Consider the following 13,650-nt stretch of genomic DNA (forward strand, 5'->3'; position numbering starts at 1 on the left):
AAGCCGTAAGGAATGCTCCCGCTCCAGGTCATCGACAGTTTCCTGCTCAACTACAACATTGGGCAGGTGCTGTTACTCGTGTTCGCCCTGGGAACGCTCGGCCTGCTCGGCCTCGGGTCGAAGAAGGTGCTCGGCCTGCACTTCGGTGCGTTCGGTCTGATCTTCGTGATGACCCCGCAGGCGATCAACCCCAAGCTCTACCTGTTCCTCGGCCTGGGGCTGATCGTGATCGCGCCGATGCTGTTCGCCACCGCCGACGAGTAGCGACCGAGCGCCAGCTTTTTCGCGCGAACCACGGTACGACTCCGCATGCGAACAGTCCGCGCGCCGGCGACCAGCGCGAACCTCGGTAGCGGCTACGACACGTTCGGCGTCGCGCTCTCCCACCCCACGGATATCGTCCGGGTCGAGCGCGCCGACCACACCACCATCGAGGTGACCGGCGCCGGCGCCCAGTTCATCCCCGAGGACCCCGACCGGAACACCGTCGGCGCCGTCGCCGACGCGCTCGACGCGCCCGCCCACATCGAGATCGACAAGGGGGTCAGGCCCGCCTCCGGTCTCGGCTCCTCGGCAGCCTCGGCCGCGGGCGCGGCGCTCGCGCTCAACGACCTCTACGACCGCGGCTACTCCCGCGAGGAGCTGGTCCCGATCGCCGCCGAGGGCGAGGCGGTCGTCTCCGGCGCCGCCCACGCCGACAACGTCGCTCCCGCCCTGCTCGGCGGCTTCACGATTGCGACCGAGAACGGCGTCCGCTCGATCGAGACGAACGTCCCGCTGGTCGCGTGTCTCCCCGAGGAGCCTATCTCCACCCGCGAGGCCCGCGAAGTCGTGCCGACCCACCTCACGATCGAGGAGCTCGTCACCACCGTCGGCAACGCCGCGACGCTCTCGGTCGGGATGTGTCGCTCCGACCCCGAACTCGTGGGGGCGGGGATGGCCGACGAGGTGGTCACGCCCAACCGCGCGGCGCTGATCACCGGCTACGAGGACGCCGTGGAGGCGGCCCGCGAGGCCGGCGCCCACGGCGTCACCGTCAGCGGCTCCGGCCCGGGCGTGCTCGCGGTCTGTCCGGCAGGGCGCCGGCGCGCCGTCGCGGCTGCGATGGTGGAGGCGTTCGCGGACAACGGCGAGGACGCCCGCGCCTACCGGACGTGGACCGGAAACGGCGCGGAGTTGGTGTAGAACGGGCGCGGCCGAGAACGATTTCCCTGCGGTCGATCGTCAGCGGTACTGGTTCAGCCGCTTCTTCAGCCGCGCGGCCGCGTCGCCCGCCGCCGCGAAGTACGCGTCCTCGTCGGGCGCCCGCCCGCCCGACGCGCCGGAGACGGTGTTCCGGCCGACCTCCTCGCCGGCGAAGATGATCCCGCGCGAGGAGTTCACCAGCCCGACGTCGACGCTCGCCCCCTCGCGCGCCGCGAGACCGTGCTCGACCGCGGCCTCGGCGTCGCCGCCCTGTGCGCCCACGCCGGGGACGAGAAACGGGATGTCCGGAACCGTCTCGCGGATCTCTTCCAGTTCCTCGGGCGCGGTCGCGCCGACGACGAGGCCGACGTTGCCGTGCTCGTTCCACGTGTCCGCGAGCGCGGCCACGCGCTCGTACAGCGGTTCGCCGGAGTCGAGTTCGAGGTCCTGCAGGTCCGCGCCGCCGGGGTTGGAGGTCCGACAGAGCACGAACACGCCCGCGTCGGCCTCGGCGAGGAACGGCTGGAGCGAGTCGCCGCCCATGTAGGGGTTGACGGTGATCGCGTCCACCTCGTCCAACACCTGCGCGTACTGCCGCGCGGTGTTGCCGATGTCCCCCCGTTTCGCGTCGAGGAGGACGGGCACACCCTTCCCGTGGGCGTAGGCGACGGTCTCCCGGAGCGCGCGCCAGCCGTCGGCGTCCTCGTAGAACGCGGCGTTTGGCTTGTAGCAGGCGGCGTGCTCGTGGGTCGCGTCGATGATCCGGCGGTTGAACGCCCAGCGCGGCAGGTCGTGGTCGTCGAGGAACTCGGGGATGCGGTCGGGGTCGGCGTCCAGCCCCACGGAGACGACGCTGTCGGCGTCGTCGATGCGGGCGGAGAGGTCGTCGAAGAAGGACATACCGGGAGCGCGCGCTGGCGGGGCAAGAAGCCTGCCGTTTCGGTCAGCGGTCGTCGTCGGAGTCGGCGCTGCTCGCGGGTCGTTCCTCCCCGCTCGCTTCCGAGGCGGTTTCCCGCCGCTCACTTCGTTCGCGCCGTTTTCCCGCCTCGCTACGCTCGTCCTCGACGGCGACCTCGTCGCCCGCAGCCTCGTTGTCCGCCGCGACCTCCGCCTCCAGTTCCTCGATTCTGCCCTTGAGCTCGGCGATCTCGTCGCTGTCGTCGTCGCGACCGACGAACCGGACGAACAGGAACAGCGCCGCGAGGACGACCGGGACGCCGACCAGCAGCGCCATCACGAGGAAGATGATCAGCAGTTCCGGCCCGCCGGGAATCTGGAGGAGCATGGCGGGAGCGTGGGCCGGACGGCGCATGGGTCTTTCCCCCGAACGATTTACGCGTGCCGCCCGAGCGTCGGAGCGTGTCCCGCGCCCGCCAGCGTCTCTCGGTCGTCGCCGGCCTCGTGGCGGGGCTGCTCGCGCTGGCGCTGTTCGCCTGGCTCGTCGGCGTCGAGCAGGTCGTCTCGACCGTCGCGTCGCTCGACCCGCTGCCGTTCGCGCTGGGACTCGTCGCGGTCGTCGGCGGGGTCGGCGCGCAGTTCCTCGCGCTGGCGGCGCTGCTCGGCGTGCGCCCCTCCGTCGACGGCGCGCTGGCGTACCTCCGTGGCGTCTACGGCCGCCAACTCCTCCCGGTCGGCAACGTCGCCGGGCCGGTGCTGATCGCCTACTCGATGCGCTCGGCGACCGGAATCCCGACCGACCGGGCGCTCCCGGCGACGATCATCGCGCAGGCGGCGACGTTTCTCGGCTCGACCGTCGTCGCGTTCGGCGGGACGGTCGCCCTCGTGGCGGGTGGCCGGAGCGAACTGCTCCCAGTCGCCGGCGTGCTCGCGGTCGTCGGCGTCGGGTGGATCGTGCTTGTCGGGGCGCTCGTGGCCGGGGCGGACCTCGATCGGATCGTCCATAGCACCGCGGCGGCAGTCAATCGGACGCTCGGCCGGCTCTCCGGGCGCGTCGCGACGAGGACGAGTCAGGAGGCGATCGGGCGAGGATTGGGGGAGTTCGACGACGCGCGGCGGCTGATCCGTGAGGACCCCCGCCGGATCGTCGTCGCGGCCGCGCTGTCGGTACTGGGCTGGACGCTGCTCTGTGTCCCGGCGGTCACGACGGGCGTGGCGCTGGGGACGCCGATCGCGCTGGCAGTCGCGTGCGTCGCCGTCCCCGTGAGCGACTTCCTGAACGTCATCCCGGTTCCCGGCGGCATCGGCGGCGTCGAGGTGGTGCTCGCCGGCTCGCTCGTCGCGCTCGCGGGGGTCGATCTCGCGGCCGCCGCCGTGATCGCGTTCTGCGTCCGGCTCTGCACCTACTGGTTCGTGCTGCTGCTCGGCGGGACGGCGACGACACTGCTCTCGACGCGGGCCGGCGTGGCCGGGAGCTGACGCCGTTACCGCCCGTCGTACACGACCTCGCCGTCGACGACGGTCATCGCCACGTCGATCTCGTCGATCTCCGTCTCGTGCTCCCACGGCGACCGCTCCAGCACCGTGAAGTCCGCCAGCTTCCCCGTCTCGACGGTGCCCAGTCGCCCCTCGTCGAAGCCCGCGTAGGCCGCCCCCAGTGTGTAGGCGCGGAGCGCCTCGGTGACGGCGAGGCGCTGGGCGTCGACCTCGGTGTTGACGGCGTGGTGAACGCCGAGCAGCGGATCCATCGGCATGCAGTCCGAGCCGAACGCGATCGGTGCACCCGCGCCGTCGAGCAGCGCGTAGCGGTTCGTCTCCGCGCGGCGCGCGCCAAGCCGGGACTCGTAGAGACCGCCCTCCTTGGCCCACTTGAGGAAGTTCGGCTGGACGGAGGCGACGACGCCCATCTCGCCGAACCGCTCGATCGCTTCCTCGGAGGCCAGTTCGACGTGCTCGACGCGGTGGCGCATGCCGCCCGGGTCGTCGGTCGCCTCGAACGCGTCGAGCGTCTCGTCGATCGCCTCGTCGCCGATCGCGTGGACCGTGAGCTGGAACCCGGCTTCGTCGGCCTTCTGAACGATCTCGTTCAGTTCCTCGGGATCGACCACCCACGAGCCGTACTCGTCGGTGTCGTCGTGGTACGGTTCGGAGAGCTTCGCGGTCCGGCCGCCGAAGCTGCCGTCGGTGAAGGACTTGACGCCGCCGACGCGGACCATCTCGGAGCCGTGGTTCGTCCGCAGGCCGGTCTCGATCAGCGCGTCGAGGTGGTCCGACCAGTAGTTGATCCGCACCCGTAGCGAAAGCTCATCGGCGAGGTCCATGTCGCGGTACACCTCGGGGGCGTACGACCCGCGGACCATGTCGTGGACGCCGGTGACGCCGAGTTCGTTCGCGCGGGCCTGCGCGGCCGCGACGAGGCGGCCGGTCTCCTCGGCGTCGGGCGCGACCGCCTCGCTGATCACGTTCACCGCGTCCTCGACGAGCACGCCCGTTGGTTCCGCGTCGTCGTAGTGGACGTTCTCCTCGGCCATCTCGTCCTCGTAGCGGTCGAGGGCGACGCTGTTGACCGAGGCGACGTGGAGGTCCTCGCGGAACGCGACGACCGGGCGCTCCTCGCTGACGGCGTCGAGATCCTCCCGGTCGAGGTAGCGGTCCTCGGGCCAGGTGCTCTCGTCGTAGCCGTAGCCGAGCACCCACTCCGGATCCTCCGGGTGATCGGTCTCCGCGGCGCGCTCGCGCAGGCGCGACACCGCCTCGTCGAGGTCGTCGGCCGCGGAGAGGTCGGCGTGGACGAGGTACTTCCCGACGGTCGTGAGGTGCGTGTGGGCGTCGATAAAGCCCGGGAGCAGCACGCGGCCGTCGAGGTCGATCACGTCGGTGTCGGTGCCAGCGAGGAACTCCACGTCGTAGCTGCTGCCCAGCCGGACGATCTCGCCGTCACGGACCGCGACGGCCTCGTACGTCTCGTCGGGGTCGGTCAGCGTGTGGATCTCGCCGTCGAGGAAGACGGTGTCGGCGGCCTCGGTCATTGCCGGAGGACGGGGCGGATCGGGCAAAACCGTTCGGGAAGCGGGCGGTCACGCGGGCGCGGCCACCGCGGGACTGGGGCGGGCCGACCGCCCCGGATCGGTAACGGTTTGCCCGCGCCGGGGGAACCCGGGGGCATGACCGACCGCGTCGACGCCGACACCGCCGAGGAGCTGGCCGACCGGGTCGAGAGCGGCGACCTCCGGCTGTACGAACTCGACGACCACGCCGACGCCGACACCGCCGCCGCGGCCCGGCGGCTGGTCGTCGAGCGGGACTCCGGCGCCGAACTGGAGACGACCGGCGAGTACGCCTTCCCGGCCGAGCAGGCGGCGGGCAGCAACATCGAGAACATGATCGGCGCCGCCCAGATCCCGATGGGTGTCGCCGGCCCCGTCGAGATCGACGGCGGCGCGTTCGAGGGGGAGACGTACCTCCCGCTCGCGACCACCGAGGGCGCGCTGCTAGCCTCCGTCAACCGCGGGCTCTCCGTCATCGACGACGCCGGCGGCGCGACCGCACGCGTGACCAAGCGGGGGATGACCCGCGCGCCCGTGTTCCGGACGAGCGGTATCGCGGAGTCGCAGGCGCTCGCGGAGTGGGTCCGGGAGAACACCGACCAACTGCGCGAGGCCGCGGAGTCGACGACGAGCCACGGGAAACTGCTCGACGTGACGCCGTACGTCGTCGGCGACAACGTGTTCCTGCGGTTCCGTTACGACACCGCGGACGCGATGGGGATGAACATGGTCACCATCGCGACCGGCGAAGCCTGCGACGTGATCGAGGGCGAGACCGACGCCTCGCTGGTCGCGCTCTCGGGGAACCTCTGTACGGACAAGAAGCCCGCCGCGATCAACGCCGTCGAGGGGCGCGGTCGCAGCGTCACCGCGGAGGCGACGCTTCCCCGGGAGTTCGTCGAGGAGACGCTGAAGACGACGCCAGAAGCGATCGCCGAGGTCAACACCCGGAAGAACCTGATCGGCAGCGCGAAGGCCGGGAGTCTGGGGTTCAACGCGCAGGTCGCGAACGTCGTCGCCGCGATGTACCTCGCGACCGGGCAGGACGCCGCGCAGGTCGTCGAAGGCAGCAACGGGATCGTCTCCGTCGAAGCGCGGGAGGACGGGCTGTACGCCGCCGTCTCGCTCGCGTCGATCGAGGTTGGGACGGTCGGCGGCGGGACGAAACTCCCCACGCAGGCCGAGGGGCTGGACGTGCTCGGAATCCGGGGCGGCGGCGACCCGGCGGGCTCGAACGCCGACGCGCTCGCGGAGTGTGTCGCGACGGGCGCGCTGGCGGGTGAGCTATCGCTGCTGTCGGCGCTGGCGTCGCGGAATCTGTCGAGTGCGCACGCCGAGTTGGGTCGGTAACTTCGTTCGGGGTCTTTTCGAGGGCGTGCGAGTTCGATGGACAGCAGCGGTAGCAGCAACAGCAGCTCGATCGTTGACCACTTGCGACCGCACCGCCCCGCACAGCCCTCTTACCTCCCCAGCCGATTCGCTCCCTCACTTCGTTCGGTCGCTCATCCCTCGCGCGCTCGCCCCGCGCCCGACGTCGCGGGCGCTTCGCGCGCCGCCGCACGCCCAGTCAGACCAACCGCAACTCACCGCCGGACTCGATCACTTCCCCCTGCCGACGCAGTTTCTCCAATAGCTTCTCCGCGGCGCCGCGCGGGACGCCGTCGGCCTCGGCGCGGTCGAGGATCTCCGCCTCGGTGCCGCCCGCTCGAACCGCGTCGCGGACTTTCTCGTCGCGGCTCCGCGAGGACTTCGTCGACGTGTCGCCCGCCGCCTGCACCTCATCGGCGTCGATGCCCGACTGCTCGAGGTACGCTTCCTCGGAGAGCCCGCTCTCCTCGACGCGCTCCTCCAGTTCGGAGACGTGCGCCACCTCGTCGAACGCGGCGCTGTCGCCGTGTTTCTTCGCGAGCAGCGCGGCCCGGGCCTCTCGGGCGGCCTCGCGGTCCTCCGTCTCGTAGAAGCGATTGAGCTTCTTCGTCTGGTGGCGGCGGCCGCACTTGGGGCAGGTGGCGGAGTCGCTCTCTCTGGGGTCCGTGAGCAGCCAGTAGGTGCCACACTCGGTGCAGCCGACGACCGCGTACATGCTCGGGACTGGTGCGCTATCCGGTATGAATCCTCCGTTCACCGCGGGGCGTCCGGGCATCCCCGGGCTTTTCTCGGCCTCCGCCCACCTCCGGGTATGCGCGTGCTGGTCACCGGTTCGGAGGGTCGCGTCGCCTCGGGAATCAAGCAAGAGTTGGACACCCCGGACGCGAATCACGAGTTCGTCTACCTCGATCGCGAGGACGCCCCGGACGTGGATTTCGTCGCCGATATCGCGGACTACGACGCAGTCCGCCCGGCGTTCGACGGCGTCGACGCAGTGGTTCACCTCGCCGCGAACCCCTCGGTTTCGGCGTCGTGGGAGTCAGTCGAGCAGAGCAACCTCGTCGGCACGCGGAACGTGCTCGAAGCCGCCGCGGACGCCGAGGTCGAGCGGTTCATCTTCGCCTCCTCGATCCACGCCGCGGGGATGTGGGAGGAGGAGGGCAAGCCCGACGTGTACGAACTCGACGACGACACGACCGTCACCGTCGACGACGACGAGCGGCCCGACTCCTACTACGGGGTCTCGAAGGCGTACGGCGAGGATCTGGGTCGGTACTACGTGGAACAGCGCGAGTACCCGAAGCGCTTCTACGCCGCCCGGATCGCGAGCATCCGGGCCGGCCCCTACGACAACCCCTACGGCGACGCCGAGCGCGGCGTCGAGGAGGGGCGCTGGGAACGCGGGAGCGAGGCGTACACCGAACAGGTGAAGCGCCTGAAGGGGACGTGGCTCTCGCTCCGGGACTGGGCGCAGTTGGTGGAGCTTTGCTTGCAGGACGAGGAGACCGAGTTCGGGATCTTCTTCGCGACCAGCGACAACCCCCGGAGCTGGTTCGATCTGGAGCACACGAAGGAGCTGCTGGGGTACGAGCCACAGGACTCGGCGAGTGATTGGCAGTCGCCGCCGTCGGAGTTGTTGGAGTAAATCGCTTCGAACGGTTTGGTTTCGGTGTTTCTCGAGTGGATGTCTGTCGGAACCGCACAGCAACCGCGAACACGACCACGGAATGAGCATGACCACTTGTGACAGCAGGGCGCCGGGCATGAAGCCCGGCGCAGCGCCGAGTCCCCACCCCTCCCCCCGCGGCCGGCGACAGTCGCCGGCCGCGAGGCGTCCACCGCCACCGCACCGCGGTCGCAGTCGGCGCGAAACGCGAGCGGCTCCGTCCGCGAGCCGGCGCGAGGGACGAGTGAGTGACCGAAGGGAACGAACGAGTCGGCTGGGGAGGTCTGTGGGCTATGCAGGGCGGTGCGGTCGCAAGGTGCCAACGATCGAGACGCTGTTGCGGTTGCTGTCCCAGCAACAAGCAACCGAGACGACGCCGAATCACCTCCCCACGCAACATAGCCGGGAACTCAGGAACTATACGCCTCGCCGCGCCACACACCCGCATGGATCACTACGAACCAGACGACGCCGACTTCGTCGAGGCCGTCGACGACGTCCACCTCACGGTCGGCGCGAGCGGCGAGGAAACGAGCGTCCAGCACTTCCGCATCGAACCCGGCGCCGAAGTCCCCTCCCACAGCCACCACCACGAACAGGCCGGCCTGATCACGCAGGGCGAACTCACGTTCGTCCTCGAGGACGGCGAGGAGATCACCGTCGGGCCGGGCGAGTCCTACACCCTCCTCGGCGACGAGGTCCACGCCGCTGAGAACCGGGGCGACGAGCCGGTCGTGGGGATCGACGTGTTCGCGCCGCCGCGGACCGACCCCGACTGGGCGGAGTAGCGACTGGCGGGCAGTTGCGAAAGAACGCAGATCAGAGAGCCGCAGACGCCGCGGTTTCTACGCGAGTTCCTCGATGTTCTCGAAAATCGGAGATTTTCGAGCGCTCGAGAAGCTGTCTACGACAGCTTCTCGATGTTGTCGATCACGGTCTCGGCGTACTCCGTCGTCGAGACCTCCTCGGCGTCCTCGCGCTGGCGCGCGAGGTCGTAGGTGACCGTCCCCTCGTCGATCGTCTTCTCGACGGCGTCGCGGATCAGCTGACCCGTGTCGTCCCAGCCGAGGTACTCGAACATCAGGCGGCCCGAGAGGATCAGCGCGGTCGGGTTCGCCTTGTCCTGCCCGGCGCGCTTGGGCGCGGAGCCGTGGACGGGCTCGGCGAGACAGCGGCCGAAGCCGAAGTTGGCGCCCGGCGCGATGCCGAGGCCGCCGATCTGGGCGCCCGCGGCGTCGGAGAGGTAGTCGCCGTTGAGGTTCGGCATCGCGAGCACGTCGAACTCGTCGGTGCGGAGCTGCATCCACTGGAGCATCGCGTCGGCGAGGCGCTCCTCGACCATGACCGCATCTTCGGGAATGTCGACCTCGTCCTGCTCCTCCCACAGCGAGTCGGGCGCCGCAAAGACCTCGTCGTCGGGGTACTCCTCGTCGGCGACCTCCATCCCCCAGTCACCGAACTGGCCCTCGGTGAACTTCATGATGTTCCCCTTGTGGACCAGCGTGACCTTGTCGCGGTCGTTCTCGATGGCGTAGTCGATCGCCTCGCGCACGAGGCGCTTGGAGCCCTTCTCGGAGATCGGCTTGATGCCGATGCCGATCGGGCCGTCGTGCATCACGTCGTCGAAGCCCATCTCGTCCTCGACGAAGTCCCGGACCTGCTCGACCTCCTCGGTGCCGGCCTCCCACTCGATGCCGGCGTACACGTCCTCGGTGTTCTCCCGGAACGTGACCATGTCCATCTCCTCGGGCGCCTTCATCGGCGACGGGACGCCGTCGAGGTAGTAGGTCGGTCGGACGTTCGCGTACAGGTCGAGCGTCTGACGCAGCGCGACGTTGAGGCTGCGGAAGCCGGCGCCGACCGGCGTCGTCAGCGGCCCCTTGATCGCGACGCGGTGCTCCTCGATCGCCTCGACCGTCTCGTCGGGGAGGTTCTCGTCGTACTTCTCGCGGGCGGTTTCGCCGGCATACACTTCCATCCAGTTCACGTCCCGACCCGTCGCCTCGGCGGCGGCGGTCAGCACGTCCTGTGCGGCCGGCCCCACGTCCTTGCCGATCCCGTCGCCGTGGATGATCGGGATGATCGGGTCGGTCGGCACGTCGAGTTCGCCGGACTCCTCGTCGGCGAGCGTGATCTTCGACCCCGACTCGGGGGGTTCGATGTGCTCGTAGCTCATAGCACGATTACCGTCTCAGAGCGAACCCAAATGCCTGCCGTTTCAGTTGTCAGGATGGTAGATCCGGGGGCGGGTTTTTGTTGGTCCGGTCGCTGCTACCGACGGGGATGACCGTCACCGACCGCACCGCGTCGCTCCGGGACGCGGCGCGAACGTCGCCGGGAGAGGCCGACCTCGACGCGCTCGTCGATTGCCTGCGCGCCGACGACGCCGAGGAGCGGATCGCCGGTGCGGAGGCGCTCGGTTTGCTCGCGCTGGCCGGCCGCGACGTGTCGGCTGCCGTCGACGCCGCCGAATTCCGGGAGTGGGAACTCGACCTGTTCGAACGCTCCGTCGGGTTCACGCCGGGACTCGACGACGAGGTGATCATCCCGCGAACGGTCGCGTTCGCCGTCTGCGCGTCGGTCGTCACCGACCATCTCGACCCCGCGGCGCTCGTCGAACTCGTCGGGGTCCACGAGCGCCAGTACCCGGAGTTCGACGCCGACGGCCGGCGGTACACTGCGGTCGGGGAGGTCGGCTGGGCGCTGGCGTCGACGGTCATCGTCGACGAAGACCGCCTCGACGCGCTGCTCGCGCTCCTCGAACACGACGACCGGACGGTCCGCCACGTCGCGGCCGCGGCGCTGAGCGACGTGGCCGAGGAGTACCGGTCGGTCCACGGCCACCCGGTCCCGCGCCGGGAGGAACTGGCCGACACCGCCGCCGGACTGCTCGCGAGCGACGACGAGCGGCTCCGGTACCGCGGCGCGTTCACGCTGTACGAGTTCGGAATGGAGGAGCCGACGCTGCTGCAGGATCGACTCCCCCGCATCCGGGCCGCGCTCGACGACGAATACTACCTCGTCCGGAAGGAGGCGGCAGGGATGCTCGGCTTCGTCGGCGACGAGGCGTCCGTTCCCGAACTGTCGCGGCTGGCCGAGTCGGATCCGAGCGACGACGTGCGGACGAAGGCGGCGGACGCCCTCGGCTCGATCCGGGACGGGGAGTGAACCCGCCGTGGGAGCGTTCCGGCGTCCGCGGCCGTTTCCCGTGGATTGATGGGTCGGCCCGCCGCCCACTCTCCCATGCAAATCATCGTCCACGGCGGCGCCGGCAGCCAGCCCGACGAACCCGAACCCCGACAGGCGGTGCTCGACGACGCCGCCGAGGCGGGCGCGGCCGAATCGGACCCCGTCGACGCCGTCGAGGCCGCGGTGAACGTGCTCGAGGCGTCGGACCGCTTCAACGCCGGCTACGGCGGCGCAGTGCAGTCCGACGGCCGGGTACGGACCGACGCCGGGCTGATGACCTCCGACCGCGAGACGGGTGCCGTCGCGAGCATGGACGGCGTTCGGGACGCGATCTCGGCCGCTCGCGTCGTGCTGGAGGAGACGCCCCACATCTTCGTCAGCGGCGAGCACGCCGTCGACCTCGCCGCGGAGTTCGGCGTCGAGACCGACGTGGATCTGCTCACCCCGGAGAAACGCGAGTCGTACGAGGACGAAGACCCGCCGGAGGCCGGGCCGAAAGCCCACCTCGACTGGCTCGAGGAGCGCTTCGGCGGGCACGACACCGTCGGCGCGGTCGCGTTCGAGGACGGGAAGTTCGCCGCCGCGACCTCTACGGGCGGGCGGTCGTGGGCGCTCGCGGGGCGCGTGGGTGACGTGCCGCAGGTCGGCTCGGGGTTCTACTGCACGCCGGCCGGCGGCGCCTCAGCGACGGGCGCCGGCGAGGACATCGCGAAGGTGACGCTGAGCCAGCGCGCGGTCGACAAACTCGAAGCGGGCGCCGACGCACAGACCGCCGCCGAGGACGCGATCGCGGAGTTCGACGAGCTTACCGGCTCCTCCGCCGGCGTGATCGTCTGCGACGAGGAGGGGACGGGTGCGGCGTTCAACTCCGACGGGATGCAGACGAGTACGGCGACGCGGTAGCGTTCGGTCAGCAGCCCGGCGTGCCCGTGCCGGAACCTCTTTGCCGCGAACAGGCCAACCGAACAGCCATGAGCTACGGCGATCTGAGCGAGGAGGCAGTCGAGAAGCATCGGGAGGCCGGCGAGATCCTCGTCGAGGTGATGGACGAAGCGAAGGAGCTGGTCGAACCCGGCGCGACCCACCTCGAAGTCGCGGAGTCCGCCGAGGAGCGGATCGTGGAACTCGGCGGCGAGCCGGCGTTCCCCGTCAACATCAGCGTCGACAACGAGGCCTCCCACGCGACCCCCGAGGCCGACGACGAGACGGTGTTCGGCGAGGACGACATGGTCTGTCTCGACGTCGGCGTCCACGTCGACGGCTACATCGCCGACGCGGCGGTCACCGTCGACTTCTCGGGCAGCGACGAGTTGGTCGAGGCCGCCGAGCAGGCGCTCGAGGCGGCGCTGGACGAGGTCGAAGCCGGCGCCGAGGTCGGCGTCGTCGGGCAGGCCATCGAGGACGTGATCGACGGCTACGGCTACTCGCCGGTGCTCAATCTCTCCGGTCACGGGCTGGAGCGCTACGACGCCCACACGGGGCCGACGATCCCGAACCGGGGGATGGACCGCTCCGCCGAACTGCAGGCCGGACAGGTGATCGCCATCGAGCCGTTCGCCACCGACGGGAGCGGGAAGGTCGGCGAGGGGAGCCACGAGCAGATCTTCGAACTGCAGGAGGAGCGCTCGGTCCGGGACCGCGCAGCACGGCAAGCGATGGAGCAGATCACGGGCGAGTTCGACGGGCTGCCGTTCGCCCAGCGCTGGCTCGACAGCCCGCGGCCGGGGATGGCGCTGCGCCGGCTGAAAGCCGACGGCGCGATCACGGGCTACCCCGTGTTGCAGGAGGACGAGGGGCGGCTGATCTCGCAGGCCGAGCACAGCCTGATCGTGACCGAGGACGGCTACGAGTTGCTGACCGACGGGCTGTTTGGGTAAGCCGTCGGCTTCCGAGTTTTACCGAAAAACGACGGTGCCAGCGGCGCCGTTCCGACGCAGACCGGCGTGGTGAAACTCGACGGGACCCCACACCCGTCCGACAGCCACTCAGCCGGTAGTTAGGCGTTGTTCATCCGCGTCGCCGTCTCGGACCCACACGTCTGGCAGACGGAGACGCGGTAGGGCTCGCGGGAGAACTCGGAGTTCTCCTGTTGATCGCTCTCGGTCCGGATCTCGACCCGGACGTCGTGGAGCGTCTCCCCGCCACAGTCCGCACAGTTCTCCTGAACGCTGTCGGGGTCGGAGGGTTGAGTGGCCATGCGCGACCCACTACATGGAGGAGCCGGATAAAGGCGGCGCTGGTCGTACTCGACAGGACGGCGGCGAGAGTGCCCACGAACGGCCGTCGCGACCCGCCTTC

Annotated in this window: 15 protein-coding genes; 9 read left to right on the forward strand and 6 right to left on the reverse strand. The window is 70.1% G+C overall.

From position 1 onward, the window contains the following. Positions 1-12: 12 nt before the first annotated feature. Positions 13-264, forward strand: a complete 252-nt coding sequence (locus tag ACYQZ5_RS13565) for a DUF8006 family protein (protein WP_379730771.1) — start codon at positions 13-15, stop codon at positions 262-264. Between the two features lie 45 nt (positions 265-309). Next, the gene (locus ACYQZ5_RS13570; protein ID WP_459846498.1) at positions 310-1,185 is read left to right on the forward strand and encodes a homoserine kinase; all 876 of its coding nucleotides are present in this window, start codon (positions 310-312) and stop codon (positions 1,183-1,185) included. Between the two features lie 39 nt (positions 1,186-1,224). Here the strand turns inward: ACYQZ5_RS13570 and pyrF are convergent, their stop codons facing one another. Then, positions 1,225-2,085, reverse strand: coding sequence for an orotidine-5'-phosphate decarboxylase (pyrF, locus tag ACYQZ5_RS13575; protein WP_379817838.1), 861 nt, complete (start codon positions 2,083-2,085; stop codon positions 1,225-1,227). Between the two features lie 43 nt (positions 2,086-2,128). After that, positions 2,129-2,470 (reverse strand): hypothetical protein, encoded by a 342-nt coding sequence (locus tag ACYQZ5_RS13580; protein ID WP_379732882.1) that lies wholly within the window; start codon positions 2,468-2,470, stop codon positions 2,129-2,131. A gap of 74 nt (positions 2,471-2,544) precedes the next feature. On the opposite strand from ACYQZ5_RS13580, the gene ACYQZ5_RS13585 reads away from it, so the two are divergent. Continuing rightward, entirely contained in the window at positions 2,545-3,561 is a 1,017-nt protein-coding gene (locus ACYQZ5_RS13585) for a lysylphosphatidylglycerol synthase transmembrane domain-containing protein (RefSeq protein WP_379817842.1), read from the forward strand. A gap of 5 nt (positions 3,562-3,566) precedes the next feature. On the opposite strand, the gene ACYQZ5_RS13590 is transcribed toward ACYQZ5_RS13585, so the two are convergent. Then, positions 3,567-5,111 (reverse strand): amidohydrolase, encoded by a 1,545-nt coding sequence (locus tag ACYQZ5_RS13590; protein WP_379732636.1) that lies wholly within the window; start codon positions 5,109-5,111, stop codon positions 3,567-3,569. Between the two features lie 135 nt (positions 5,112-5,246). Between ACYQZ5_RS13590 and hmgA the strand changes: the two genes are divergently transcribed. Beyond that, positions 5,247-6,479 carry a hydroxymethylglutaryl-CoA reductase (NADPH) gene (hmgA, locus tag ACYQZ5_RS13595; protein ID WP_459846502.1) on the forward strand — a complete coding sequence of 411 codons (1,233 nt, stop codon included), beginning with the start codon at positions 5,247-5,249 and terminating at the stop codon, positions 6,477-6,479. A gap of 217 nt (positions 6,480-6,696) precedes the next feature. Here hmgA and ACYQZ5_RS13600 read toward each other — a convergent pair whose 3' ends face one another. Next, positions 6,697-7,212: a DUF5817 domain-containing protein gene (locus tag ACYQZ5_RS13600; protein ID WP_379732590.1), complete on the reverse strand. Its 516-nt coding sequence runs from the start codon at positions 7,210-7,212 to the stop codon at positions 6,697-6,699. Positions 7,213-7,308: 96 nt separating this feature from the next. Here ACYQZ5_RS13600 and ACYQZ5_RS13605 point away from each other — a divergent pair, with 96 nt between their 5' ends. Together ACYQZ5_RS13605 and ACYQZ5_RS13610 are read left to right on the forward strand one after the other, a co-directional pair. Beyond that, positions 7,309-8,142 (forward strand): NAD-dependent epimerase/dehydratase family protein, encoded by an 834-nt coding sequence (locus tag ACYQZ5_RS13605; protein WP_379732589.1) that lies wholly within the window; start codon positions 7,309-7,311, stop codon positions 8,140-8,142. 467 nt (positions 8,143-8,609) lie between these two features. Then, a complete protein-coding gene (locus ACYQZ5_RS13610) occupies positions 8,610-8,951 on the forward strand; it encodes a cupin domain-containing protein (RefSeq protein WP_379732422.1) in 342 nt (113 codons plus the stop codon). A gap of 116 nt (positions 8,952-9,067) precedes the next feature. On the opposite strand, the gene icd is transcribed toward ACYQZ5_RS13610, so the two are convergent. Beyond that, positions 9,068-10,339 carry an NADP-dependent isocitrate dehydrogenase gene (icd, locus tag ACYQZ5_RS13615; RefSeq protein WP_379732421.1) on the reverse strand — a complete coding sequence of 424 codons (1,272 nt, stop codon included), beginning with the start codon at positions 10,337-10,339 and terminating at the stop codon, positions 9,068-9,070. A gap of 107 nt (positions 10,340-10,446) precedes the next feature. Here icd and ACYQZ5_RS13620 point away from each other — a divergent pair, with 107 nt between their 5' ends. The 3 genes from ACYQZ5_RS13620 to map all read left to right on the forward strand — a co-directional run bounded on the left by ACYQZ5_RS13620 (position 10,447) and on the right by map (position 13,229). After that, on the forward strand, positions 10,447-11,331 hold the full coding sequence (locus ACYQZ5_RS13620) for a HEAT repeat domain-containing protein (RefSeq protein WP_459846505.1): 885 nt from the start codon (positions 10,447-10,449) through the stop codon (positions 11,329-11,331). A gap of 75 nt (positions 11,332-11,406) precedes the next feature. Continuing rightward, positions 11,407-12,255 (forward strand): isoaspartyl peptidase/L-asparaginase, encoded by an 849-nt coding sequence (locus ACYQZ5_RS13625; protein WP_379817849.1) that lies wholly within the window; start codon positions 11,407-11,409, stop codon positions 12,253-12,255. A gap of 68 nt (positions 12,256-12,323) precedes the next feature. After that, positions 12,324-13,229: a type II methionyl aminopeptidase gene (gene map, locus ACYQZ5_RS13630; protein ID WP_379731921.1), complete on the forward strand. Its 906-nt coding sequence runs from the start codon at positions 12,324-12,326 to the stop codon at positions 13,227-13,229. A 119-nt stretch (positions 13,230-13,348) separates the two neighbouring features. Here map and ACYQZ5_RS13635 read toward each other — a convergent pair whose 3' ends face one another. Then, positions 13,349-13,549 (reverse strand): DUF7835 family putative zinc beta-ribbon protein, encoded by a 201-nt coding sequence (locus ACYQZ5_RS13635; RefSeq protein WP_379731920.1) that lies wholly within the window; start codon positions 13,547-13,549, stop codon positions 13,349-13,351. Positions 13,550-13,650: the final 101 nt, after the last annotated feature.

Source organism: Halolamina salina, from assembly GCF_054653455.1.